General features: G+C 70.0%; 17 protein-coding genes. 6 read left to right on the forward strand and 11 right to left on the reverse strand.

Features of this window, described 5'->3' with window-relative positions:
- Positions 1–37: 37 nt before the first annotated feature.
- The 4 genes from IE262_RS14275 to metH all read right to left on the reverse strand — a co-directional run bounded on the left by IE262_RS14275 (position 38) and on the right by metH (position 8,185).
- On the reverse strand, positions 38–1,615 hold the full coding sequence (locus IE262_RS14275; protein ID WP_373305051.1) for an ABC transporter substrate-binding protein: 1,578 nt from the start codon (positions 1,613–1,615) through the stop codon (positions 38–40).
- Positions 1,616–1,696: 81 nt separating this feature from the next.
- Positions 1,697–3,298, reverse strand: a complete 1,602-nt coding sequence (locus IE262_RS14280) for an ABC transporter substrate-binding protein (protein WP_134039237.1) — start codon at positions 3,296–3,298, stop codon at positions 1,697–1,699.
- Positions 3,299–3,741: 443 nt separating this feature from the next.
- Positions 3,742–4,437 carry an HAD family hydrolase gene (locus tag IE262_RS14285; protein WP_189873896.1) on the reverse strand — a complete coding sequence of 232 codons (696 nt, stop codon included), beginning with the start codon at positions 4,435–4,437 and terminating at the stop codon, positions 3,742–3,744.
- Between the two features lie 217 nt (positions 4,438–4,654).
- The gene (gene metH / locus IE262_RS14290; protein ID WP_189873898.1) at positions 4,655–8,185 is read right to left on the reverse strand and encodes a methionine synthase; all 3,531 of its coding nucleotides are present in this window, start codon (positions 8,183–8,185) and stop codon (positions 4,655–4,657) included.
- Between the two features lie 355 nt (positions 8,186–8,540).
- Here metH and IE262_RS14295 point away from each other — a divergent pair, with 355 nt between their 5' ends.
- From IE262_RS14295 to IE262_RS14310, 4 genes are all read left to right on the forward strand, one after another.
- Positions 8,541–9,305, forward strand: coding sequence for an IclR family transcriptional regulator (locus tag IE262_RS14295; protein WP_134040375.1), 765 nt, complete (start codon positions 8,541–8,543; stop codon positions 9,303–9,305).
- A gap of 341 nt (positions 9,306–9,646) precedes the next feature.
- Entirely contained in the window at positions 9,647–10,441 is a 795-nt protein-coding gene (locus IE262_RS14300) for an MIP/aquaporin family protein (protein ID WP_189873900.1), read from the forward strand.
- A gap of 131 nt (positions 10,442–10,572) precedes the next feature.
- Complete coding sequence (glpK, locus tag IE262_RS14305) at positions 10,573–12,111, forward strand: glycerol kinase GlpK (protein WP_134040394.1); 1,539 nt, start codon at positions 10,573–10,575, stop codon at positions 12,109–12,111.
- A gap of 87 nt (positions 12,112–12,198) precedes the next feature.
- The gene (locus IE262_RS14310) at positions 12,199–13,815 is read left to right on the forward strand and encodes a glycerol-3-phosphate dehydrogenase/oxidase (protein WP_189873902.1); all 1,617 of its coding nucleotides are present in this window, start codon (positions 12,199–12,201) and stop codon (positions 13,813–13,815) included.
- A 22-nt stretch (positions 13,816–13,837) separates the two neighbouring features.
- On the opposite strand, the gene IE262_RS14315 is transcribed toward IE262_RS14310, so the two are convergent.
- Positions 13,838–16,528, reverse strand: coding sequence for an NACHT domain-containing protein (locus IE262_RS14315; RefSeq protein ID WP_189873904.1), 2,691 nt, complete (start codon positions 16,526–16,528; stop codon positions 13,838–13,840).
- Positions 16,529–16,696: 168 nt separating this feature from the next.
- On the opposite strand from IE262_RS14315, the gene IE262_RS14320 reads away from it, so the two are divergent.
- Both IE262_RS14320 and IE262_RS14325 read left to right on the forward strand, forming a co-directional pair.
- Positions 16,697–17,368, forward strand: coding sequence for a FadR/GntR family transcriptional regulator (locus IE262_RS14320; RefSeq protein WP_134040368.1), 672 nt, complete (start codon positions 16,697–16,699; stop codon positions 17,366–17,368).
- A 154-nt stretch (positions 17,369–17,522) separates the two neighbouring features.
- Positions 17,523–18,509 (forward strand): PAC2 family protein, encoded by a 987-nt coding sequence (locus IE262_RS14325; RefSeq protein ID WP_134040366.1) that lies wholly within the window; start codon positions 17,523–17,525, stop codon positions 18,507–18,509.
- Between the two features lie 64 nt (positions 18,510–18,573).
- On the opposite strand, the gene IE262_RS14330 is transcribed toward IE262_RS14325, so the two are convergent.
- The 6 genes from IE262_RS14330 to IE262_RS14355 form a co-directional block, all read right to left on the reverse strand.
- Positions 18,574–19,500 carry an SMP-30/gluconolactonase/LRE family protein gene (locus IE262_RS14330; protein ID WP_189874083.1) on the reverse strand — a complete coding sequence of 309 codons (927 nt, stop codon included), beginning with the start codon at positions 19,498–19,500 and terminating at the stop codon, positions 18,574–18,576.
- A 279-nt stretch (positions 19,501–19,779) separates the two neighbouring features.
- Positions 19,780–21,009: a cysteine--1-D-myo-inosityl 2-amino-2-deoxy-alpha-D-glucopyranoside ligase gene (gene mshC, locus IE262_RS14335; protein WP_134040363.1), complete on the reverse strand. Its 1,230-nt coding sequence runs from the start codon at positions 21,007–21,009 to the stop codon at positions 19,780–19,782.
- A 150-nt stretch (positions 21,010–21,159) separates the two neighbouring features.
- Complete coding sequence (locus IE262_RS14340; RefSeq protein ID WP_134040361.1) at positions 21,160–21,978, reverse strand: SCO1664 family protein; 819 nt, start codon at positions 21,976–21,978, stop codon at positions 21,160–21,162.
- Positions 21,942–22,532: a DUF3090 domain-containing protein gene (locus tag IE262_RS14345; RefSeq protein ID WP_189873906.1), complete on the reverse strand. Its 591-nt coding sequence runs from the start codon at positions 22,530–22,532 to the stop codon at positions 21,942–21,944. Before IE262_RS14345 ends, IE262_RS14340 begins: the two co-directional genes overlap by 37 nt.
- A gap of 96 nt (positions 22,533–22,628) precedes the next feature.
- Positions 22,629–23,315: a histidine phosphatase family protein gene (locus IE262_RS14350; protein ID WP_134040357.1), complete on the reverse strand. Its 687-nt coding sequence runs from the start codon at positions 23,313–23,315 to the stop codon at positions 22,629–22,631.
- Positions 23,316–23,446: 131 nt separating this feature from the next.
- The gene (locus tag IE262_RS14355) at positions 23,447–24,235 is read right to left on the reverse strand and encodes a ferritin-like domain-containing protein (protein ID WP_134040355.1); all 789 of its coding nucleotides are present in this window, start codon (positions 24,233–24,235) and stop codon (positions 23,447–23,449) included.
- Positions 24,236–24,337: the final 102 nt, after the last annotated feature.

Below are 24,337 nucleotides of genomic sequence, written 5' to 3' on the forward strand. Positions count from 1 at the left end.
GTGGCTGTGCGTGTCAGTCCTTGCTGATCTCCCGGAATCAGTCCTTGCTGATCTCCCAGAAGCGGAACACCGTCGACGCGTCGAGGCAGTACTCCAGGCCGTAGACGTTGTCCTTGACGACCGCGTACTGCTTGGCCTGCCAGATCGGGATGACGGGGAGGTTCTCGGCGACGATGTTCTGGAGTTCGGCGTATTCCTGCTCGGTCGCGGAGCGCTCGCTCTCGGCGGCCGTCTTCGGCAGGAGCGTGCCGGTGATCGTCTTGTTGGTGTAGTTGTTGCCGAGCACGTTGCCGTCGCCGAAGAACGGGCTGGTGAAGTTGTCGGGGTCCGGGTAGTCGGGCACCCAGCCCTTCACGTACACGCCGTACTTGCCCGCGGCGATGTCCTTCTCGTACTGCTCGAAGGGGACGGACTTCACGGTCGCGTCGAACAGGCCGCTGTTGTTGAGCTGTGTGGCGATCGCCTGGAACTCCTGGTCGGTGGACGGGCCGTAGCGCGACGGGGTGGACCAGAGGGTCAGCTCGACCTTGTCGTTGATGCCGTCGGCGCGCAGGGCGGCCTCCGCCTTGGTCTTGGAGGGGCGGGCGCCGTAGGTGTCGAAGAAGGCCGTGTTGTGGCCGGTGATGCCGGCCGGGATGATCGAGTACAGCGGTGTCGCCGTGCCCTGGTAGACCTGCTCGATGAGGGCCTCGCGGTCCAGCAGGTAGGCCATGGCCCGGCGGACGCCGAGTTTGCCCGCCACCGGGTCGTCCATGTTGAAGACCAGGTGCTGGACCTCGGCTCCGGTGCCGTCGACGATGTCGAGGGCGCTGTGGGCGGAGCTGTCCGCCTCGATGTCGGCGATGTCGGTGGAGCTGAGCCCGCGGTAGGCGACGTCGAGCTCGTTGTCGCGCAGGTCCCTCTTGAGGGCGGTCTGGTCGCCGTGGAAGAACTTCAGGGTGACTCCGGAGTTCTCCACGTCGGCGTTGCCCTCGTAGTTCTCGTTGACCGAGAAGACGGCCTCGTCCTTGCCGAAGGAGTCGAGTGTGTACGGGCCGGAGCCGACAGCCCCGCCGTCCTGGCGGAGCCTGTCGGCGTCGTAGGTGCGGTGGTCGACGATCGAGCCCGCGCCGGAGGCCACCTTGCTCGGGAAGGTGGCGTCGGCGTACTTGAGTTTGAAGACGACGGTTTTGTCGTCCGGCGTCTCGACCTCGTCGAGCATGGGGAACATGATCGCCGGACCGGCCTCGTCGTTGATCTTCAGCATGCGGTCGAAGGAGAACTTGACGTCCTTCGAGGTGAGGGAGTCACCGTTGCTGAACTTCAGGCCGTCCTTGAGCGTGCACTTGTAGGTTGTGGTCCGGTCGTCGGTGAAGGCGCACTCCCTGGCGGCCTCCGGCCGGGGTTCGGTGGCGCCGTTGGGGAAGCTCAGCAGCGACTGGAAGACGTTGTTGAAGAGCAGCCAGGATCCCGGGTCGTAGCCGGACGCGGGGTCGGTGGCCAGTACCTCGTCGGACATCCCCATCACGATGCGGGAGCCGGGGTCGGAGGCGTTGCCCGTGACGGTGCCACAGCCGGTGAGCAGGCCGATGGCCAGTCCTGTGGTGAGGGACAGGACTGGCGAGGGGTTACGCATGTTCACGTGCGAGTGCCTTGATGTTGTCGGTTCACGGAGCCTCCGGGCCCGAAGGCCCGGAGTACGGAGTGCGGTCTCCGGTCAGCCGCCGATACCACGGCCGAGTTCCCACAGCTGAAGCGATGACGCGGAGTTGAGCACGTACTCGCCCCCGGTGATGTCGTCCCTCACGGCGACGTACTGGTTGCCCTGCCACAGCGGCAGGAGCGGTACGTCCTCGGCCACGATGTCCTGGATGTCGTTGATGCTGTCCGAGGCGGTGAGGCGGTCGGCCTCTCGGCGGGCCTCGGGCAGCAGCGTGCCCCGGATCTCGTTGTTCGCGTAGGGCAGGCGCAGGAAGTTGTCCTTGTCGAGGAACGGCGAGAGGTATGTCTCGGCGTCCGGGTAGTCCGGGAACCAGCCATAGCCGAAGACGGCGTACTCGCCCTCCCGTTCGGCCGTCTGGAACTTGTCCCAGGGCGCGCCCTTGATGTCGACCTCGAACAGGCCGCTTTCGTTGAGCTGCTTCTGCAGCTGCTCGAACTCCGGCTTCGTGGCGGCGCCGTAGTGGTCGGTCGTGTAGTTCAGGGTCAGCTTCACCGGGGTGGTGACGCCGGCCGCGGTCAGGATGGACTTGGCCCTGGCCTTGCTGGGCTCGCCGTACTTGTTGAAGAACGCGTTGGAGTGGCCGGTGATGCTGGCCGGGACCATGGAGTAGAGCGGTTCCGCCTGGGTGCCGTAGACCTCGGAGACAAGGGCGGCGCGGTCGACGAGCTGGGCCATGGCCTGGCGGACGGCCTTGGTCTTGACCAGCGGTGCGTTGGTGTTGAAGGCCAGGTAGCGGATCTCCAGGCCGGGCGCGTCGATGAGGTCGATGTCGTCGGAGGAGGAGTCCGCGAGCTTGTCGATCTGCTCCGGCGACATGGCGCGGGTCATCAGATCGATGTCGCCCTTTTCGAGCGCGGCGCCCATGGCTTCGGCATCGTCGAAGGAGCGCAGGACGACCTCGTCGTTCTTCGGCTTCAACAGCCCCTTGTAGTGGGGGTTCTTGGTGAAGACGGTCTCGACGACCTCGTTGCCCTTGACCTCGGCCTTGAGGGTGTACGGGCCGGAGCCGTCGACTTCGAAGCCGTCCCGCAGTTTCTTCTTGTCGTAGTCGTCGGAGTTGACGATGCCGGCGACGGGTGTGGAGAGCTTGAACGGGAAGGTGGCGTCAGGTCCGTTGAGGTGGAAGATCACCTCGCGGTCGCCCTTGGTCTCCACGAGCTGGATCGTCGACAGGAGGGCGAACACACCGCTGTCGGCCTTGATGGCGCGCGCCCGGTCGATGGAGAACTTCACGTCCTCGGCGGTGATCGGGTCGCCGCTCGCGAACTTCAGGCCCTCGCGGAGCGTGCAGGCGTAGCGCTCGTTGCCGGTGTCGGTGAAGCGGCAGCTCTCGGCTGCCTCGGGCTCGGGGGCGCCGTCACCGCGGGGCTGCGTCATCAGGGTCTGCACGGTCTGACGCAGGACGTTCCAGGTACCGACGTCGTACGCGTAGGCGGGGTCGAGCGGCGCGGGGGTGTTGCTGGAGGCGGTGAACCGGTCCGTCGTACCCACGACGATCGCGTCGCCACCGCTCCCGCCGTCGGAGCTGCCACAGGCGGCGAGCACGGGGGTGAGCAGGCTTATGACGGCCGGCAGCACCAGAGTTTTGCGGTTCATGCTCGTGTTTCTCCAGTAGCTGTCTTTCCACGGACCCGGCAGCTGGGGTGTGCGGCGGGTCACGGGGTACAGGATGTCCTCGCGACGAGATTAGTCCGCACCGGAAGACTGGTTTGCACACAGCGGAGTTGAGTTCCCATCACGCTGCGGAACCGACCGCGGACACACTGAACAGTTGGTCAGTGGACTGATCAGTGCAGGTAGCACTAATCGGGACACAAAGACGTGCCGAGCATCGCGGTACGGGCGGGTGACGCACAGGCAGGCCCCCTTGTCGACCCTGCGGCTGGTGATGAACATCACAGGGCCGTTTGCATGGGCCAGTAGGGGAATTCAGCCAGGGCGCATCGAATCGAATTGCCACGCGACGAAGGCGCGAAGCCCTTTGCATTATCGCGTATTCAATGAGGCACCCTGGGTGAACAGGACCTGGATTTCCGTGGTCAGAGGGCCACCAACCCCCGGAGAAAAGAAAGATCGACTTCTTCGAGCGAGGTGACGATCGTGCGCCGGACGGCGGGCGCGATGGGCGCCACCGAGGGGACCGCGACCACGTGGCAGCCGGCGGCCTCGGCGGCCGCGACTCCCGTCGCCGTGTCCTCGATGACCGCGCATCTGGCCGGGTCGGCGCCCAGCCCGGCGGCCGCCAGCAGATACGGGTCGGGGTGCGGCTTGGTCCGCTCCACCTCGTCTCCCGCGACGGAGAGGGAGAAGTGCTGCGGGCCGAGCGAGGTCAGGATGCGGTCGATGATGCGCCGGTGGGAGGCGGAGACCAGGGCCGTGGGAATGCCGTGCGCGGCGAGCTCGGCCAGCAGTCTGGCGGCGCCCGGCATCAGCGGCAGCGTACGCCCGATGCGGTCCTCGAACCCGTCGTTGAGCAGCACGGTGAGCTCGGCGAGGGTGATGTCGGCGCCCGTGGCCTCGATGAGGAAGCCGGCACTGCGGGTCATGGGGCCGCCGACCACGACATGGCGCCAGGAGTCGTCGAGTGCGTGACCGAGGCCCGCGAAGACCTCGACCTCGACGTCCCACCAGAATCCCTCGGTGTCCACCAGGGTTCCGTCCATGTCGAGGAGCACAGCCTGCAGTGCTGAGCCTTCGGCCGTCTGGGTACCGAGCGCGGGGACCGTTGTCGTCATCCGGCGCACCTCCTTGTGGGACGAGCAGGCCGGTTCCCTGATGGGGAACCGGCCTGCGGTGGATCGACCAGTTTACGACGCCGTTCGACGAAACGCTCGGTTTGAGCTCCACACACGTGGGCACTCAAAGGGCCCACACATGCACCGGCCGGGTCGTGTCGTCAAACGGACGGGCGGGAACGCGACGCTCGTGCCCCCTGCATCGTGCTCGACACCCCTAGCGGGCGTTGAAGTACTTCGCCTCGGGGTGGTGGATGACGATCGCGTCGGTGGACTGCTCGGGATGCAGCTGGAACTCCTCGGAGAGTTTCACACCGATCCGCTCGGGTTCCAGCAGCTCGGCGATCTTGGCGCGGTCCTCCAGGTCGGGGCAGGCGCCGTAGCCGAGCGAGAAGCGGGCTCCGCGGTACTTGAGGTCGAACATGTCCTCGATCGCCGCGGGGTCCTCTCCCGCGAAACCGAGTTCGGCGCGTACGCGTGCGTGCCAGTACTCGGCGAGGGCCTCGGCCAACTGCACGGACAGGCCGTGGAGTTCGAGGTAGTCGCGGTAGGAGTTGGACTCGAAGAGACGGGACGTCTCCTCCCCGATCTTCGAGCCGACGGTGACGACCTGCAGGCCCACGACGTCCCTCTCGCCGGACTCCTCCGGGCGGAAGAAGTCGGCCAGGCACAGCCGGCGGCCCCGGCGCTGGCGCGGGAAGGTGAAGCGGGTGCGCTCGTTGCCCTGCTCGTCCAGGATGATCAGGTCGTCGTCCTTGGACACGCAGGGGAAGTAGCCGTAGACCACGGCCGCTTCGAGGAGGCCCTCGGTCTGGAGCCTGTCCAGCAGTCCGCGCAGCCGCGGCCGCCCCTCCGTCTCGACCAGGTCCTCGTACGACGGTCCGTCACCGGTACGCGTCTGCTTCAAACCCCACTGGCCCTTGAACAGGGCACCCTCGTCCAGCCAGGACGCGTACTCCTTCAACTGGATGCCTTTGACGACGCGGGTACCGAAGAACGGCGGGGCCGGGACGGGGTTGTCGGTGGCGACGTCGGAGCGGACATGGCCCTCCTCCGGCCGCTCCTCGACGACCGTGCGGGCCGGGGTGGCCTTGACGCGGCGCTGCCTCAGTTCCGGCAGGACCGCTCCGGGCACGCCCCGCTTGACGCCGATCAGGGCGTCCATCAGCCGCAGCCCCTCGAACGCGTCCCGCGCGTACCGGACTTCGCCCTCGTACAACTCGTGCAGGTCCTGCTCCACGTACGCACGGGTCAGCGCCGCGCCGCCGAGGATGACCGGGTAGTCGGTGGCAAGGCCGCGCTGGTTGAGCTCCTCCAGGTTCTCCTTCATGATCACCGTGGACTTGACCAGGAGCCCGGACATGCCGATGACATCGGCCCGGTGCTCCTCGGCCGCCTCCAGGATCGCGGAGACCGGCTGCTTGATGCCGAGGTTGACGACGTTGTAGCCGTTGTTGGACAGGATGATGTCGACGAGATTCTTGCCGATGTCGTGCACGTCGCCGCGGACGGTGGCGAGCACGATGGTGCCCTTGCCGTCGGCGTCGGTCTTCTCCATGTGCGGTTCGAGGTAGGCGACGGCTGCCTTCATCACCTCGGCGGACTGGAGGACGAACGGCAGCTGCATCCGGCCGGAGCCGAACAGCTCGCCGACGACCTTCATGCCGTCCAGCAGTGTGACGTTGACGATGTCCAGGGCCGGACGGTCCTGCAGGGCCGCGTCCAGATCGGCCTCCAGGCCGTTGCGTTCGCCGTCGATGATGCGGCGCTTGAGGCGCTCCTCCAGGGGCAGCGCGGCCAGTTCCTCGGCCTTGCCCGCCCTCAGCGACTTGGCCGTGGCACCCTCGAACAGCGCCATCAGCTTCTGCAGCGGGTCGTAGCCCTCGGTGCGGCGGTCGTGGATGAGGTCGAGAGCGGTCCGGACCTCCTCCTCGTTGAACCGGGCGATCGGCAGGATCTTCGACGCGTGCACGATCGCCGAGTCCAGGCCCGCCTTGACGCACTCGTCCAGGAAGACGGAGTTGAGCAGGATGCGGGCGGCCGGGTTGAGGCCGAAGGAGATGTTCGACAGGCCCAGGGTGGTCTGCACCCGCGGATGACGGCGCTTGAGCTCACGGATCGCCTCGATGGTGGCGATGCCGTCCTTGCGGGACTCCTCCTGACCGGTGCAGATGGTGAAGGTCAGACAGTCGACGAGGATGTCCTCCTCGTGGATCCCCCAGTTCCCCGTCAGGTCCGCGATCAGCCGCTCGGCGATCTCCACCTTCTTCTCGGGGGTGCGGGCCTGTCCCTCCTCGTCGATGGTCAGCGCGATCAGTGCGGCGCCGTGCTCCCGGGCGAGCGTTGTGACCTTCGCGAAACGGGACTCCGGTCCGTCGCCGTCCTCGTAGTTGACCGAGTTGATCACCGCGCGGCCACCCAGCCGCTCCAGTCCGGCCTCGATGACATCGACCTCGGTGGAGTCCAGGACGATCGGCAGCGTGGACGCGGTCGCGAACCGGCCGGCGAGTTCCCGCATGTCGGCGACGCCGTCCCTGCCGACGTAGTCCACGCACAGGTCGAGCATGTGGGCGCCCTCGCGGATCTGCTCGCGGGCCATCTCCACACAGTCGTCCCAGCGGCCCTCCAGCATGGCCTCACGGAACTTCTTGCTGCCGTTGGCGTTCGTGCGCTCGCCGATCGCCAGGTAGGACGTGTCCTGACGGAAGGGGACCGTCTGGTAGAGGGAGGCGGCGCCGGGCTCGGGCCGGGGGTCGCGCCGCGTCGGGGTGAGCTCGCGCACCCGCTCGACGACCTGGCGCAGGTGCTCCGGGGTGGTGCCGCAGCAGCCGCCCACCAACGACAGCCCGTACTCACGCACGAACGTCTGCTGGGCGTCGGCGAGTTCGGGGGCCGTCAGCGGGTAGTGCGCGCCGTCCTTGCCGAGAACGGGCAGACCGGCGTTCGGCATGCAGGACAGCGGGATACGGGAGTGGCGGGCCAGATACCGCAGGTGCTCACTCATCTCGGCCGGGCCGGTCGCGCAGTTCAGCCCGATCATGTCGATGCCCAGCGGCTCCAGCGCGGTCAGCGCGGCACCGATCTCCGAGCCGAGCAGCATCGTGCCGGTCGTCTCCACCGTCACCGACACGATCAGCGGCAGGTCCAGACCGGACGACTGCAGGGCGCGGCGGGCACCGAGCACGGCCGCCTTGGTCTGCAGCAGGTCCTGCGTCGTCTCCACCAGCAGCGCGTCCGCGCCGCCCGCGATCAGGCCCTCGGCGTTCTGCTGGTAGGCGTCCCGCAGCGTGGGGTACGGGGCGTGCCCGAGCGTCGGCAGCTTCGTGCCAGGGCCCATGGAACCCAGCACCCAACGCTGCTGTCCCGTCGACACCGTGAACTCGTCGGCGACCTCACGCGCGATCCGCGCGCCCGCCTCGGACAGCTCGTACACGCGCCCGGGAATGTCGTACTCACCGAGGGCGGAGAAGTTCGCCCCGAAGGTGTTCGTCTCCACGCAGTCCACGCCCACCGCGAAGTACTCCTCGTGCACCGAGCGCACGATGTCCGGGCGGGTCAGGTTCAGGATCTCGTTGCAGCCCTCAAGGTTCTCGAAGTCCTCCAGCGTCGGTTCCTGCGCCTGCAGCATCGTGCCCATCGCACCGTCGGCCACCACCACACGGGTGGCCAGAGCATGGCGCAGGGCGTCGGATCGGGTCCGGCTGTCGGAAGCGGCGGACGTAGGGGACGGATTCGGCAACGAGGCCATAAAGGTGCTCCCTGGGGTGCGACGGCTGTCGGCTTTGCGGCTCCTTGCGGAAGGCGCACCCGGCCAGGGTAGCCCGGAGCGGGCGCGGTCGGCCGACCCGTCCACGAGACGGACGGACGCGGCGGCCCCCGGGACGGGCGGGCCCCTCGCCGACGCGACATGCGTCCACACCCCGCGACATGCGGTTTACTCCGACGGCGCGCGTGAACGTGCGGGGCTCGTCGGGGGTGATCCGCCGAAAAGGCCGTGTCCGCCATTGGCGGCGGATCGACGACGGCGGGTAGTGTTCGACAATGCCGAACGGTGTCAGTGGAGGCGCGCACCGACGGCCGAAGGGGACGGAGGCAGGACGGCGATGGCACGGAACATCCAGTCGCTCGAACGGGCGGCCGCGATGCTGCGGCTGCTCGCGGGCGGCGAGCGGCGACTGGGCCTCTCGGACATCGCCTCGTCGCTGGGCCTCGCCAAGGGCACGGCCCACGGCATACTGCGCACCCTCCAGCAGGAGGGCTTCGTCGAGCAGGACGACGCCTCCGGGCGCTACCAGCTGGGCGCCGAGCTGCTGCGCCTGGGCACCACCTACCTCGACGTGCACGAGCTGCGGGCGCGCGCCCTGGTGTGGACCGACGACCTGGCCCGCTCCAGCGGGGAGAGCGTCTACCTGGGGGTGCTGCACCAGCAGGGCGTGCTGATCGTGCACCACGTCTTCCGGCCGGACGACAGCCGGCAGGTCCTGGAGATCGGGGCCATGCAGCCGCTGCACTCCACGGCGCTGGGCAAGGTGCTCTCGGCGTACGACCCGGTGGCGCACAGCGAGGTCGTGGAGGGCCACCGGAAGGCGTTCACGGACCGGACCATCTGCGAGCTGGGCGAGTTCGAGGGCGTCCTCGACCTCACGCGCGCGCGTGGGTACGCGGTCGACGTCGAGGAGACCTGGGAGGGCGTCGCGTCCATCGCCGCGCCCATCCACGACCGGCGCCGTATGCCGGTGGGCGCGGTCGGCATCACCGGCGCCGTGGAGCGGGTGTGTCGCGACGGCGAGGTACGCCCGGAGCTGATCGCGGCGGTGCGGGACTGCGCACGCTCGGTGTCCCGGGATCTGGGTGCCGCACGGTTCTGATCGCGGCAGGGGCGCACCCGGCTCCGCAGCGCACCGCACGCACCCGAACCCGGGTGCGCGTACACACCCGGCAGCGCACCGCACGCATGCGGCTACCAGCGGGAGATCGACAACCGGCCGCGCTCCATAACGATCGCGTTTTCGACAACGGACCCCTTGACGTGCGCCTGGAGCCAAAGCCAGACTCCCGTCCATCGGTCGGCATTGTCGAACACTTATCGGTAATCCGCGCTAGGGTGTGACAACGCCACGGGCCGGCATCGCTCTCACCCCCGAGGGCACGGACCTCCGGAGGGACCCGGGGTTCCGCCTTCCCTGGACGAAGGACAAAGGAGTCGCGGGTGTCCAGCTCCGACATCTTCATCGGCGAGACCATCGGTACCGCCGTACTCATCCTGCTCGGCGCGGGCGTCTGCGCCGCCGTCACGCTGAAGGCCTCCAAGGCCCGTAACGCCGGCTGGCTCGCCATCACCTTCGGATGGGGTTTCGCCGTTCTGACGGCGGTCTACACCTCGGCGCCGCTGTCGGGTGCCCATCTGAACCCGGCCGTGACCCTCGCGATCGCCATCAAGGACGGCGACTGGAGCAACGTGCCGACGTACTGGGCGGGCCAGATGCTCGGCGCCATGATCGGTGCCGCGCTGGTCTGGGTCGCGTACTACGGACAGTTCCACGCGCACCTCACCGACCGGGAGATCGTCGGCGGTCCCGGCGCGCAGGCCACCAAGGCCAAGGCCGTCGAGGCGCGGGAGGCCGGTGCGGGCCCCGTGCTCGGGATCTTCTCCACCGGCCCCGAGATCCGGAACGCGGCCCAGAACCTGGCCACCGAGATCATCGGCACCCTCGTGCTCGTCCTCGCCGTCCTCACCCAGGGCCTGAACGACAGCGGCAAGGGCCTCGGTACCCTGGGCGCCCTGATCACCGCCCTCGTGGTCGTGTCCATCGGCCTCTCGCTCGGTGGCCCGACCGGGTACGCGATCAACCCGGCCCGTGATCTCGGTCCGCGGATCACGCGCGCCCTGCTGCCGCTGCCCAACAAGGGCGGCTCGGACTGGAGCTACGCCTGGGTCCCCGTGGTCGGCCCGCTGATCGGCGGCGCGCTCGCCGCAGGCATCTACAGGCTCGCCTTCGCCTGAGAGCACCACGCCTGCCGGCACCGCTGAAACCACGGCCCATCGGGCCACGAACACCGCGCCCCACCGACAGCCGCTTGTCCGCAGAGATCGCAGAGATTCAGGAGCATCCCGTGACCGACACCCGCGCCGGCATCGCTTCCCACGGCCAGGGCCCGTTCATCGCCGCCATCGACCAGGGCACGACCTCGTCCCGCTGCATCGTCTTCGACCGAGACGGCCGTATCGTCTCCGTCGACCAGAAGGAGCACGAGCAGATCTTCCCCAAGCCGGGCTGGGTCGAGCACAACGCCACCGAGATCTGGACCAACGTCCAGGAGGTCGTCGCCGGAGCCATAGAGAAGGCCGGCATCACCCGCGACGACATCAAGGCCATCGGCATCACCAACCAGCGTGAGACCACGCTGCTCTGGGACAAGAACACCGGTGAGCCCGTCCACAACGCCATCGTCTGGCAGGACACCCGCACCGACGCGCTCTGCAAGGAGCTCGGGCGCAACGTCGGCCAGGACCGTTTCCGTCGCGAGACCGGTCTCCCCCTCGCCTCCTACTTCGCCGGTCCCAAGGCCCGCTGGCTGCTGGACAACGTCGAGGGCCTGCGTGAGCGCGCCGAGGCCGGCGACATCCTGTTCGGCACGATGGACTCCTGGGTCATCTGGAACCTGACGGGCGGGGTCAACGGCGGACGCCACGTCACCGACGTCACCAACGCCTCCCGCACCCTCCTGATGAACCTCCACACCATGGAGTGGGACGACAAGATCTGCGCCTCAATCGGCGTGCCGCAGCAGATGCTGCCGGAGATCCGCTCCTCCGCCGAGGTGTACGGCGAGATCACCGGCGGCAGGCTGGGCGAGCTGCTCGGCGGCATCCCGGTCGCCTCCGCGCTCGGCGACCAGCAGGCGGCCCTGTTCGGCCAGACCTGTTTCGCCGAGGGCGAGGCCAAGTCCACCTACGGCACCGGCACCTTCATGCTGATGAACACCGGTGAGAAGATCATCAACTCGTACAGCGGGCTGCTGACCACCGTGGGCTACCGGATCGGCGACGAGAAGCCGGTCTACGCCCTGGAGGGCTCGATCGCCGTCACCGGTTCGCTGGTGCAGTGGATGCGCGACCAGATGGGCCTGATCTCCACCGCCGCCGAGATCGAGACGCTGGCGCTCTCGGTCGAGGACAACGGCGGCGCGTACTTCGTACCGGCCTTCTCCGGCCTGTTCGCCCCGTACTGGCGCTCCGACGCCCGCGGTGTGATCGCGGGCCTCACCCGGTACGTCACCAAGGCGCACCTCGCGCGCGCCGTCCTGGAGGCCACCGCCTGGCAGACCCGGGAGATCACCGACGCGATGACCAAGGACTCCGGCGTCGAGCTCTCCGCGCTCAAGGTCGACGGCGGCATGACCTCCAACAACCTGTTGATGCAGACGCTCTCGGACTTCCTGGACGCCCCCGTGGTGCGGCCGATGGTGGCCGAGACCACCTGCCTCGGCGCGGCGTACGCGGCCGGTCTCGCCGTCGGCTTCTGGGCCGGCACCGACGACCTGCGCCGCAACTGGCGCCGTGCCGCCGAGTGGACCCCCCGCATGGACGCGGAGCACCGCGACCGTGAGTACAAGAACTGGCTCAAGGCCGTCGAGCGGACCATGGGCTGGATCGCCGACGACGCCGACTAGCGCTGCCCAGAGCTGCTGAGAGCCGCCTGGCGCCACCTAGCCGGCGCTTCCTTGAGCTGCTGAGAACTGACGAGGAGTAAGAACCGCATGACCAGTCAGTCCACCCTGCAGGCCCTGCCCACCCTGGGCACGCGCCCGGCAGCCGGGTCGAACCCGACCCGCGCCGAGACCCGGGAGCAGCTCGCCAAGGCGTCGTACGACCTCCTCGTCATCGGCGGCGGCATCCTGGGCATCTCCACCGCCTGGCATGCCGCGCAGTCCGGGCTCAGGGTGGCGCTGGTCGACGCCGGCGACTTCGCCGGCGCCACCTCCTCCGCCTCCTCCAAGCTGCTTCACGGAGGTTTGCGCTATCTGCAGACCGGTGCGGTGAGGCTGGTGGCGGAGAACCACTTCGAGCGCCGTGCGGTCTCCCGCCAGGTGGCCCCCCACCTGGCCAACCCGCTCACGTTCTACCTCCCCGTGTACAAGGGCGGCCCGCACGGCGCGGCGAAGCTCGGGGCGGGCGTGTTCGCCTACTCCGCGCTGTCGGCGTTCGGCGACGGGGTGGGCCACCTGCTGAGCCCGGCGAAGGCCGCGCAGGACGTGCCCGAGCTGCGTACGGACAACCTCAGGGCCGTGGCCGTGTACGGCGACGACCAGATGAACGACTCCCGGATGGCGCTGATGACGGTCCGCGCGGCCGTCGAGGCGGGCGCCGTCGTCCTCAACCACGCCGAGGTCACCGGTCTGCGCTTCACCCGGGGCCGGGTCACGGGCGCGGAGCTCAAGGACCGGCTGTCCGGCGACGAGTTCGGCGTGAACGCCCGTCTCGTGCTGAACGCGACCGGCCCGTGGGTCGACCACCTGCGCCGTATGGAGAACCCGGACGCGGCCCCCTCCATCCGTCTGTCCAAGGGCGCGCACCTGGTGCTGAAGCGCACCTCGCCGTGGCGGGCCGCGCTCGCCACCCCGATCGACAGGTACCGCATCACCTTCGCCCTCCCCTGGGAGGACATGCTGCTGCTCGGCACCACCGACGAGGAGTACGTGGGCGACCCGGCCGAGGTCGCGGTCACCGAGAAGGACACGGCTCAGATACTCGACGAGGCCGCGCTGTCGATCCGCGACCAGCAGCTGTCGCGCGACCTGATCACCTACGCGTTCGCGGGTCTGCGGGTGCTGCCGGGCGGCCCCGGCGACACGTCGAAGGCGAAGCGGGAGACGGTCGTGACGGAGGGCAGGGGCGGGATGCTCTCGGTCGCGGGCGGCAAGTGGACCACGTTCCGCCACATCGGCCGTACGGTCATGAAGAAGCTTCAGGCGCTGCCGGGCCGCCCGCTGGGCGAGGACTTCGAACCGATCGCCTCACTCCCGAAGAGGCTGCCGCTGCCGGGCGTCGCCAACCCGCGCGCGGTCGCCCACCGGCTTCTGGTCGACCGCCCGGCGCCCGGCCCGCGTATGGCGCCCGACACGGCGCGGCACCTGGCCACGCACTACGGTTCGCTCGCCTTCGACATCGCCCGCCTCGCCAACGACGACCCCGAGCTGGGCGAACGCGTCCACCCGGACGCGCCGGAGATCTGGGCACAGGTCGTCTACGCCCGCGACAACGAGTGGGCCGAGACGGCGGACGACGTGCTGCGCCGCCGGACGACGCTGACGATCCGGGGCCTGGACACGGACGACGTCCGCGGCAAGGTGCGGGACCTGCTCGACAAGGAGTGACTCCCGCGGGCACGTGATGGCGTCAGCCCTGCCAGCGGCCTCCGGAGAAGCGGACGAACGCCTCCGCCACGTCCGGTGGCAGGACCGGGCGCACCTGCATCGGCAGCACCAGATACCAGCCGTCGCGGCCGTGGAACACCCGCTTCGGTTCCGGCGCCCCGGGCCTGAGCCGGACGTGCGGGCCGTGCACACGCTGGTTGCGGCCGCGGACGTGGACCTGCCGGACGCGGACCGCCAGGACGTCGTGCCAGGCGTACGCGGCCCGGTGGCGTCCCATACGGGACGTGATCCCCTGGGCGTCGACGCGCAGCTCCAGTGGGGTCCTGGGCAGCAGGAACGCCACGATGTTGATGAGCAGGGCGAAGACGGGCCAGAACAGCACGCTGATCCAGCTCGTCAGGGTGTCCCAGTTGCCGGTCGCGGCCAGGCGCAGCAACGCGACGATCATGAACATGCCGCACCACACCCAGTGGCCCAGCGGCAGACGCCGGTCGCGGCCGGTCATGACGTACGCCTGTTCGGTGAAGGACACGGTGTAGCCGCGCAGTTCACGCATCGGCGGCGGATTGTCCAGCATGTCCGAGAAGCTCGGCAACGGCGCGGCGGCGGGCGGGCGTTGCGGCTGGGGTCCCGTGACCACGAGGGGCTGCCGCCGCGGCGCCACCGGGGCGACAGACGTGGGTTCCACGGGCCGGACGCGTCCCGCCAGGTGTTCCTGGAGCCGCAGGTGCCGGAAGCGGTACACGCCTCCGTACCGCTGGAGCAGCCCCTGACGGTACGCGTCGCGCAGGAACTCCATGAGCGACCAGGGCACCCGTCCCAGGACCGCGAGCCACGCCTTGGAGACCACCCACACGAACCACGGGCTCAGGACCACGAGCACCATCACGGCTCCGGTGAAGCTCTCCACGGAGGCGGTCCAGACGCTCACGGGGCCGCCCTCGCTGAGCAGGACGTTCACGCCGGTGCCGAGCCCGATCAGCGGGGCGACGACGCAGAGTGTGATCAGCGCGGTGCGGCGCTCGTCGGCGAGCAGGTCGTCGGGGGTGGCGGCGTCGACGGCGTCCGACGGCGCGGCGATCACGGCCATCACCAGGGCCGGCAGGACGAAGTCCAGCAGGGTCTCGGCGATGAAGGCATCGGCGTGGTACGCGCTCTGGCGCAGGAGCAGGAGCAACACGGTCGGTACGACGAGGACGGCGGCGGCCGTCAGAGCCCGCCGTGCGGAGACGGCACGGGACGCGGCGCGCAGGGCGGCACCCGCCTTGAAGGGGTTGGCCCGTCGGCGCGGCTCCCAGAACCGGTCGCCGAACCAGAACAGCGTCGCCAGCATCAGGCCCATGCCCTGGACGAAACCGCCGAACAGATACGTGTGCTCCAAGAAGCGCACGGGAAGGACCGAATCCCCATAGGTGTCCTGCGCCCATCCGGTGACTGTCAGCACCGACTCGGCGAGTGCGACGCACACGGCGAACAGGGTGGGTACGGCGAGTAATCGTGCCGCCCGTGCCCGGACCAGCCTCCACCACGAGAACTCGGCGGTGCGGCGGCGGTCGAGTTCACGGGCGAGGAAGGTGAGCCAGCCCCGGGCGCGCACCGCGTTCCAGCGGCCGGGCGCGTGCAGTCGCTCCGTGTCGTGGGCGAGGGGCGCGAAGGCCGCCGGGATCACCGCGTCCATCAGGTGGTTCTCCACGGCCTCGCGGGTGGGCAGCCGGGTCCGGGCGGTGAGGTTCACCGGGTCGGTGTACGGGCCGCTGTACGCGCGGCGGGCGAGCCAGATCATCAGCGGGGTCGTCAGCGCGCGTGCGAGCGGGCCCTCGGGGTGGTCGGCCAGGTCCTCGGCCACCTGGCCCCACCTCTCGTGCTGTGCGTCGGGGGATGTGAGCAGCAGGTGGCGGGCCGCGTCGCGGGGGGTGACCGGGAGCGCCTCGATGTCGGAGGCGCCGGCCACCCGCAGTCCGAGGGCGCGGTACTCCTCGGTGCGGGAGGCCAGGACGAAGCCCGACTCCCGTGGCGCGGAGTTCAGTTGGCGGACGACCGCGGCCCTGCGGTGGCCGGGGAGTTCGTCGAGGCCGTCGAGCACGGCGAGCACGCGGCCGTCGCGTACCAGGCGGCGGGCCGGATGTTCCCCGGCCGTCCGCGGGAGCCCCGGGTGGTCTTCCTGGATACTCCCCACCAGCCAGTCGCGGAACGCCACGGTCTCCGCGTCCCACGACTCAAGCGACAGCAGCACGGGAACGGGTGTGGTGCGGTCGCCGCGCACGCTCCGGGTCACATCGCCCAGGTGCCGCTCGGCCAGGCGCACGACGGTCATGGCGAGCAGGGTCGATTTTCCGGAACCGGGGCCGCCGAGCACGACGAGGCGGCGCGGGTCGAGTCGGCACAGGGAGTCGACGACGTCACCGAGCCGGTCGCTGCGGACGGCGGCTTCGGTGTCCACGGACGGCGTCCAGCGAGCGAGCCAGCGCACGGCGAGCGGCGCGTCGGTGTCACCGAGTTCCCACGCCGCGGCCTCGGCCGACCACCGTGCGCGGACGGCGCGGGCCAGTTCCTCGGCGGCGGTGTCCGTGGGGTCGTGGCTGGGCGGCAGGTTCACCACGAGGTTGCCGTGCACGTGTCCGGCCTGGATCAGGTACTCGACGGTGCTGTCCTGGACGATGTTGTGCACCTCGGACGGTGACTGCCAGTCGTCCGGCCCCCGTTGGTTGTCCATGGACAAAGTGTGCCGACGTGATCGCACGACGTCACGCCCTTTACCACCTGCACACAGTCGGCACGGGACCGGCGTGCCGCTGGTTTCCGCAGGTGGGCACCCCTGCATGACTTTTTGCCGCATAATGACCCGCAGACATCGGATGTCTGAGCAACAGGGAGGCACGCCATGGCAGTCACCGATGAGGCGATCGAGAAGATCAAGGGAATGATCGTCTCCGGCGCGCTGCGCCCCGGCGACCGCCTGCCGAAAGAGAGCGAGCTCGCGTCCGAGCTCGGACTGTCCCGCAACTCGCTGCGCGAGGCGGTCCGGGCGCTGTCGCTGATCCGCATCCTGGACGTACGGCAGGGCGACGGCACCTACGTCACCAGTCTGGACCCGCAGCTGCTGCTGGAGGCGCTGAGCTTCGTCGTCGACTTCCACCGCGACGACACGGTCCTGGAGTTCCTCGCGGTGCGGCGCATCCTGGAGCCGGCGGCCACCGCGATGGCGGCCTCCCGCATCAGCGAGCAGCAACTGGACGCGCTGAGCGCCCAGCTGGACAAGCTGGGCGAGACGCCGTCCGTGGAGGAGCTCGTGGCCTGCGACCTGGACTTCCACCGGGGCATCGTGCAGAGCTCCGGCAACTCGGTGCTCTGCTCCCTGCTGGACGGGCTCTCCGGGCCCACGACCCGGGCCCGGATCTGGCGCGGCCTCACCCAGGAGGACGCGGTCAGCCGCACGCTCCACGAACACCGCATGATCCTCGCCGCTCTCCGCGACCGCGACGGGGAGGCGGCCCGCTCGTGGGCCACGGTGCACATCGCGTCGGTGGAGCAGTGGCTGCGCTCGACCCTGTGAGCCGCCGGTGACGGCTCGGCTGCCCGTCGGGTGTTCCGGGGTGGCGAACGGGGCAGTGATCCGTTCACTGCCCCGTGCAAGGGGGCTGCTAAGGCCCCCGTGGCACGCCGTAAGGTTGGGACGTACGCGAGGGCACGTCGGAAGGAGGCGCTGGGTGATCGAGCTGGAGGGAGTTCCCGAGCTGATCGACCCAGTCATGGTGGCCGCGTTCGAAGGCTGGAACGACGCCGGCGACGCCGCTTCCACCGCGGTCGCGCATCTGGACAGGGAGTGGAAGGGCGAGGTGTTCGCGGCGCTGGACGCCGAGGACTACTACGACTTCCAGGTCAACCGCCCCACGGTGTGGATGGACGCGGGCGTACGCAAGATCACCTGGCCGACGACCAGGTTGTCGGTGGTCAGGGTCGGCGGTGAGAAACCCCGGGACCTGGTGCTGGTCCGCGGCATCGAACCGTCCATGCGCTGGCGCTCGTTCTGCAACGAACTGCTGGGCTTCGCCCATGAGCTGGGCGTGGAGTTGGTGGTCATCCTGGGCGCCCTGCTCGGCGACACCCCGCACACGCGTCCGGTCCCGGTCAGCGGGGTCACGTCCGACCCGGACCTGGCCCGGCGGATGGACCTGGAGGAGACCAAGTACGAGGGCCCCACGGGCATCGTCGGCATCCTCCAGGAGGCGTGCACGCACGCGGGCGTCCCGGCGGTCTCGCTGTGGGCGGCGGTCCCGCACTACGTGTCGCAGCCACCGAACCCGAAGGCCACGCTGGCCCTCCTGAACCGCCTGGAGGACCTCATCGACGTACGCATCCCGCTGGGCGAGCTGCCCGAGGACGCGCGCGCGTGGCAGGTGGGCGTGGACCAGCTGGCCGCCGAGGACAGCGAGGTCGCCGAGTACGTGCAGACGCTGGAGGAGGCCCGGGACACCGCCGAGCTGCCCGAGGCGTCCGGCGAGGCCATCGCCCGCGAGTTCGAGCGCTATCTGCGCAGACGGGACGTCGGCGGGCCGGGCCCGTCCGCCGGCGGACACGCCACGGCGGACGGCGGCGACACCGCCCCGTACCTGCGGGACAACCCCGGCGGCCGGACACGCCCGCCGAAGCCGCAGCGGCCGGGACCCGACGACGACGAGTCGTCGGACGACTGAGACGCCGGGAAGGGGCGGTGCGCATGGCGCACCGCCCCTCTGGTGTGCTGGGTGTTCGCGCTGCTCAGCGCCTGACGGCGACGACGGCGTACGTCGTGTCCGGCGCCGGCGTGGTGGTGAACCGGGCGTTGGGCAGGTAGAGCGTCCCGTTGTACTCGGCCACGGTGGTCGGCACGTCGAAGTCCGGGTCCGTGACGCGTTTCCGGAAGACGCCGCTGGTGCCGTCCGCGGCGAGCGTGAACACGTCGATCGCGTTCTGCCGGTTCTGCACGACGTACAGCGTCCGTCCGATCAGGAGCAGTCCGTCGCCGTTGGTGAGCGGGGCCGCGTCACCGAGGTCGACCAGTCGGGTGACCCCGGTCCTCGGGTCGACGCGGTGGAGAGCGCCGACCCCGGACTGTACGACGAGAAGCGCCGTGCCGTCGGGGGTGCGGGTGATGCCGTTGGCGTTCACGACCTCGCCGGGGACCTGACTCCAGTCGCCGCTCAGGCCGACCCTCACGACGTCGTCCGCGTCCGGCAGCGCACCGCCCCAGCCGAGCGGCAGGGCGTAGAGCGCGGGCTGGTAGGAGTCCGTGAACCAGGCCGTGCGCCCGGTCAGGAACACGTCGTTGGCGAAGGTCGGGGTCGCCGTGGTGAGCGGGTACGAGGCGAGGATCTCCCCCGTACGGGCGTCCACCACGCGGGCGCCCTCACCGCGCCCGGCGACGAACAGCCGCCCCCGGTCGTCGAGTTTGAGCCCGACCGACGGCGTTCCGGGTCCGGTCGAGATGATCCGGCCCTCTCCGGTGCGCAGGTCGGCGCGGTATATCGAGCCGTCTCCCAGCGAGCCGAGGTAGGCGTACGGGCCGCCGCCGATCGTGATGCCCTCGGGGCGGAAGCCGTCCGGCAGCGGGATCACGCCGGGCCCGGTCTTCGCCGACCCCACGGCCGCGCCGGCCGGTGATCCGAGGAGCACGGCACCGGCGGTCATGGCTCCGGCCATGAGCATGCCGCGCCGACTGAGGTGGTGTGCGAAGGCTGAGTGCGGGGGTGCAGGTGCCACTGCGCGTCCTTCCGCGTGGGGACCGGCAGTTGGCCGGTCGGGCGGTCAACTTCCGCTGTCACCCCATCACATGTCGCACGCCCCCGCAGCAGTCCACAGTCGTCCGACAGCGTCTCGACAGGGTCCCGACAGCGGTCGGCCGGAAGGTGACGGCACGTCTGCTCCCTTAGAGACGAAGGGCGCAGGACGGGAGACGACCCCGCCCGGCGCCCTTCGTGCAACGGCCTACAGAGCCACGCCGAGGAGGGCGTCCACCGCACGGGACACGACTCCGGGCGCGCCCTCGTCCGTACCGCCCTGCTCCTTCTGGAGGGCGGCCCAGCGGTCGACCGCGGCGAGCGCGGCCGGGGCGTCCAGGTCGTGGGCGAGGGCCTCACGGATCTCCTCGACCAACGCCTCCGCGGGCGGGCCGTCGGGCCGTGACACGGCGGCGCGCCAGCGGTCGAGCCGCGCGACGGCGTCCGCGAGGACCTGGTCGGTCCACTCCCAGTCGGAGCGGTAGTGGTGGGCGAGCAGGGCGAGCCGTATGGCCGCGGAGTCGACGCCGCTGCGCCGCAGCGTGGACACGAAGACGAGATTGCCCTTCGACTTCGACATCTTCTCGCCGTCGAGAGCGACCATCCCGGCGTGCACGTACGCCTTGGCCATGGGGAACTCACCGGTCAGCACCTGGGCGTGCGAGGCGCCCATCTCGTGGTGCGGGAAGACGAGGTCCGATCCCCCGCCCTGGACGTCGAAGCCCATGCCGAGATGGTCGAGGGCGATGGCGACACACTCGATGTGCCAGCCGGGCCGGCCGCGGCCGAGCGAGCCGCCGTCCCAGCTCGGCTCGCCCTCACGGGCGGCCATCCAGAGCATCGGGTCGAGCGGGTTCTTCTTGCCCGGGCGTTCCGGGTCGCCCCCTCGCTCGGCGGAGAGCAGGCGCATCGCGGCAGCGTCCAGGTTGGACACCCTGCCGAAGTTCGGGTCGGCCTCGACGGAGAAGTAGATGTCACCTTCGAGCTCGTACGCGGCGCCGGCTTCCCGTAGCCGCTCCACGAGCGGGACGATCCCCGGTATGGCCTCGACGGCACCGATGTAGTGCTGCGGGGGCAGCATCCGCAGGGCGGTCATGTCCTCGCGGAAGAGGGCGGTCTCCCTCTCGGCGAGGCCCGTCCAGTCGATGCCGTCGCGGTCCGCGCGTTCCAGCAGCGGATCGTCGACGTCGGTGACGTTCTGCACGTAGTGAACCTGCCGCTTGGTGTCGAGCCACACGCGCTGCACGAGGTCGAACGCGTTGTAGGTCGCCGCGTGACCCATGTGGGTCGCGTCGTAGGGAGTGATCCCGCAGACGTAGAGACGGGCGACGGGACCGGGGTCGAGGGAGACCAGACCGCCGGTCGCGGTGTCGTGGATCCGGAGGTCGCGGCCCTTGCCGGGCAGGGCGGGGACCTCAGAAGCGGGCCAGGCATGCATGTCATGAGCCTAACCGGACGGAAGTTCCGCATACGAACCGGACCGGGCCGGATGGCCGGGACGGCACTCTTGCGCAAACCTTCCGGGTATGCGGGGCGGCGCGCGGGGGCCCTGGATCGTGGTGGTCGCTCGTGCGGTTCCCCGCGGGTCTCAGACCGGAGGCCAGGGGATCGCCGGCCACTCGCCGCTCGGCTCCGGGTGGGTGCCGGAAGTGAGCAGTGCCTCGACCCGTGCACGGGTGGCGTCCAGTTCGGCGGTGGTGATCAGCTCCGCCAGCCGCAGCGCCAGCGCGCCGCCCTCGCCCAGGTCGACCCGCAGCGTGGTCAGCACCTCGGTCGCCTCCTCCGTGAGGGGCTCCCCCGCCCACCCCCACAGCAGGGTGCGCAGCTTGTTCTCGACGTTGAAGGTGACCCCGTGGTCGATGCCGTACAACCGGCCCCCGTCGGCCGGAAGCAGATGGCCGCCCTTGCGGTCGGCGTTGTTGATGACCGCGTCGAGGACGGCGAGCCGCCGCAACCGCGCGTCGTCGGCGTGCACCAGCAGAGCGGTCTTCCCGTCGCCGACCTCGGCGAACCCGATCGCCTTCCAGCCGTCCCCCGGCTCCTCCCCGTCCACGAGGGCGAGGAGCTCGTCACCGGGCTGCCCGTCTACCCACAGCTGGCACATGCCCTCGCCGTACGGACCGTCGCGCAGCACCGTGGGCGGTACGAGCCCCCATCCGGTCGCCTCGGAGACCTCGTAGGCCGCGACCTCGCGCTGGGCGAGCGTGCCGTCGGGGAAGTCCCACAGCGGTCGCTCGCCCGCGACGGGCTTGTAGACGCAGGCGGCCTGCCTGCCCTCGTAGGCCACCGTGCAGTACAGCGCCGCGTTGGACGCCTCCCGGATGCGGCCGCGCACCGTCAGCTCGCCCTCGGCGAGCAGTGCGGCGGAGGTCAGGCTCCGCGGCGGTATCCGTTCTGGCGCGGACATACGTGTCCCTCCGGGTCGAGCGGCAGGCTGCACAGCGGGCACGGCGGGCGTCCCGCGTTGACGACGTCGAGGGCGCGCTTGGCGAACGCTCTGGCCTGCGCGCCGGTGAGCCGGACGCGGAGCATCGGCGGACCGTTCTCCTCGTCCTGGAGCAACCGTTCCTCGGCCTCGGCCAGGTCCTCCTCGGAGTCGGCGTCCAGCTCCACCAGAGCCTGCGCCTCGACGATCATGCGTTGCTCGTCACCGTCCCAGGCCAGCGCCATCGTGCCGACCCGGAACTCCTCCTCGATCGGCGTGTCCAGCGGAGCCGTGTCGGGGACCTCGCTGGGGGCCACGGCCGGGACGGCGGCGCTGCCGCCACTGCGCCGTACGACCTCGTCGAGCAACTCGTCCATTCTCTCGGCGAGGGCGGCCACCTGGGTCTTCTCCAGGGCGACGCTGGTGACGCGCTGACCTGCGGTGGCCTGCAGGAAGAAGGTACGGCGCCCGGGCAACCCGACCGTACCGGCCACGAAGCGGTCCGGGGGGTCGTAGAGGAACACCTGACGGGACACGTCCTGTCTCCATTGGAATCGACGTCGGGACCGACCGCCGCGGCTACTGTCACGTGCTGTACCGCTGCGACCGCTTCACCCTACTGCGGTTGACGATCACGGTGCGCCCGCATCGCCCCCGACCGGAGCGTCGGGGCTCGGCGGCTCCTCCCGGGGGGCAAGTGACGCGAAATCCCCGGTGTCGCCGAGGCGAACGAGAAACGGTCGCAGCCGGGTGTAGCGGATCGCGGTGATGGAACACGGTTCCACGGAGATCCTCTGGAAGAGGTCGAGATGGAGTCCGAGCGCGTCCGCCACAAGGGACTTGATGATGTCGCCGTGCGAGCACATGACGTACACGGCGTCGGCGCCGTGATCGCGCTCCACGCGCGCGTTCCACTCGCGTACGGCCGCCACGGCACGGTCCTGCATCGCCCGCATCGACTCGCCGCCGGGGAACTCGGCCGCCGACGGATACGCCTGGACGACCTGCATCAGCGGCTCGTCCTTGAGCTCGGCGAGCTTGCGGCCGGACCAGTCGCCGTAGTGGGCCTCTCCGATGCGTTCGTCGGTGTGCGCGCTGAGGTCCGGGCGGGCGTCGAGAAGTGGCTGGATCGTCTCCTGGCAGCGCTGCAGCGGGCTGGTGACCACCTCGGAGACCGGCAGCCCGGCGAGGCGACCGGGCAACGCGGCGGCCTGCGCGGCTCCGCGTTCGTCCAGGGCGACGCCGGGCGTCCACCCGGCGAGCAGCCCCGAGGTGTTGGCGGTGGACCGTCCGTGCCGGACGAGGATCAACGTGGGCATGCCGCCCAGCGTAAGCGTCCGACGGGGTGCGCCGGCCACCGTACGGCGGGACTACTGCGTCACGGCCCCACGGCGGTGCCGTACGCCCGACGCCGCGCACTCGTGCTCCACGCGCGCGTGCCGTCCGGGCGTTACGCGAACTCGGCGGAGGCGGTCGCCGGTCCGCCCAGGGCGTCGCGGCGCTCGGGCATCTTCAGGGAGACCATGCGGCGCCAGCCGCCGAGGCGCTCGTACAGGTAGACGGCGTGGATGCCGGCGGCGAGGACGGCGGACTTGGCCTTCGGCCAGCCGAGGATGCGGCCCATGTCGGCCATCACGGCGAGACTGACGTCCCGGTAGACGCGGATCTCGGCGCGGGCGCACTCGCGGAGGGTGCGCTGGATCACGCGGCCGTGGCCCGCGGCCGCGAAGCGCAGCAACTCCTCGTGGCAGTACGCGAGGTGGTTGTCCTCGTCGTTGGAGATCATCCTGACCGCGCGCCCGATGTCGGGGTGGTCGGCGAAGTACGTGCGGAGGAGCTCCATCTCCTCGGAGGCGCGCTGTTCGGTGACCCTGCTGTGGGCCAGGTAGATGACGATGTCCTGCACGGTGAGTGGCTGGTCGCCCTTGAGTTTCTCGTGGGCGAGGCCGATGCCGCTCTGTTCCAGGAGCATGGTGTAGTCGGTGGCGGGCGGGACCTCGACGGGTTCGAGGCCGCGCTTCTTCATGAGGGCGTTGAAGATGCGCCCGTGCTTGTCCTCGTCGGCGCCGTGGCGGGTGATCTTGGCTGCGAGCGCGCGCTCGCTCTGCGGGACGAGCGCGGCGATGCGGGCGTTCTCCCAGCCTCCCTGCGACTCCCCGCTGGCCGCGATGGAGCAGAACAGCCGGAACGACTCGTCGTTGTCGAGGATCTCCTGGAACAGACTCTTGGCCGAAAGCATCTGAGGCACCTCTCTGCAGGGTTCCGCGAAGAACGAGTCAAATGCGGTGACAGGGGTGCGGCAACATGTGTGTCGGACAAATCCACCGAACGGCGGGGGTGC

Source organism: Streptomyces bluensis (assembly GCF_014650715.1).
Lineage (GTDB): Bacteria > Actinomycetota > Actinomycetes > Streptomycetales > Streptomycetaceae > Streptomyces > Streptomyces bluensis.

What these genes read in the sequence shown, in the direction of transcription:
- IE262_RS14340 (WP_134040361.1), bottom strand. Translation starts at nt 21,978, where the DNA reads ATGTCCGCGCCAGAACGGATACCGCCGCGGAGCCTGACCTCCGCCGCA.
- IE262_RS14310 (WP_189873902.1), top strand. Translation starts at nt 12,199, where the DNA reads ATGACCAGTCAGTCCACCCTGCAGGCCCTGCCCACCCTGGGCACGCGC.
- IE262_RS14315 (WP_189873904.1), bottom strand. Translation starts at nt 16,528, where the DNA reads ATGGACAACCAACGGGGGCCGGACGACTGGCAGTCACCGTCCGAGGTG.
- IE262_RS14355 (WP_134040355.1), bottom strand. Translation starts at nt 24,235, where the DNA reads ATGCTTTCGGCCAAGAGTCTGTTCCAGGAGATCCTCGACAACGACGAG.
- IE262_RS14280 (WP_134039237.1), bottom strand. Translation starts at nt 3,298, where the DNA reads ATGAACCGCAAAACTCTGGTGCTGCCGGCCGTCATAAGCCTGCTCACC.
- IE262_RS14285 (WP_189873896.1), bottom strand. Translation starts at nt 4,437, where the DNA reads ATGACGACAACGGTCCCCGCGCTCGGTACCCAGACGGCCGAAGGCTCA.
- mshC (WP_134040363.1), bottom strand. Translation starts at nt 21,009, where the DNA reads ATGCATGCCTGGCCCGCTTCTGAGGTCCCCGCCCTGCCCGGCAAGGGC.
- IE262_RS14295 (WP_134040375.1), top strand. Translation starts at nt 8,541, where the DNA reads ATGGCACGGAACATCCAGTCGCTCGAACGGGCGGCCGCGATGCTGCGG.
- metH (WP_189873898.1), bottom strand. Translation starts at nt 8,185, where the DNA reads ATGGCCTCGTTGCCGAATCCGTCCCCTACGTCCGCCGCTTCCGACAGC.
- IE262_RS14320 (WP_134040368.1), top strand. Translation starts at nt 16,697, where the DNA reads ATGGCAGTCACCGATGAGGCGATCGAGAAGATCAAGGGAATGATCGTC.
- IE262_RS14275 (WP_373305051.1), bottom strand. Translation starts at nt 1,615, where the DNA reads ATGCGTAACCCCTCGCCAGTCCTGTCCCTCACCACAGGACTGGCCATC.
- IE262_RS14350 (WP_134040357.1), bottom strand. Translation starts at nt 23,315, where the DNA reads ATGCCCACGTTGATCCTCGTCCGGCACGGACGGTCCACCGCCAACACC.
- IE262_RS14330 (WP_189874083.1), bottom strand. Translation starts at nt 19,500, where the DNA reads ATGCTCATGGCCGGAGCCATGACCGCCGGTGCCGTGCTCCTCGGATCA.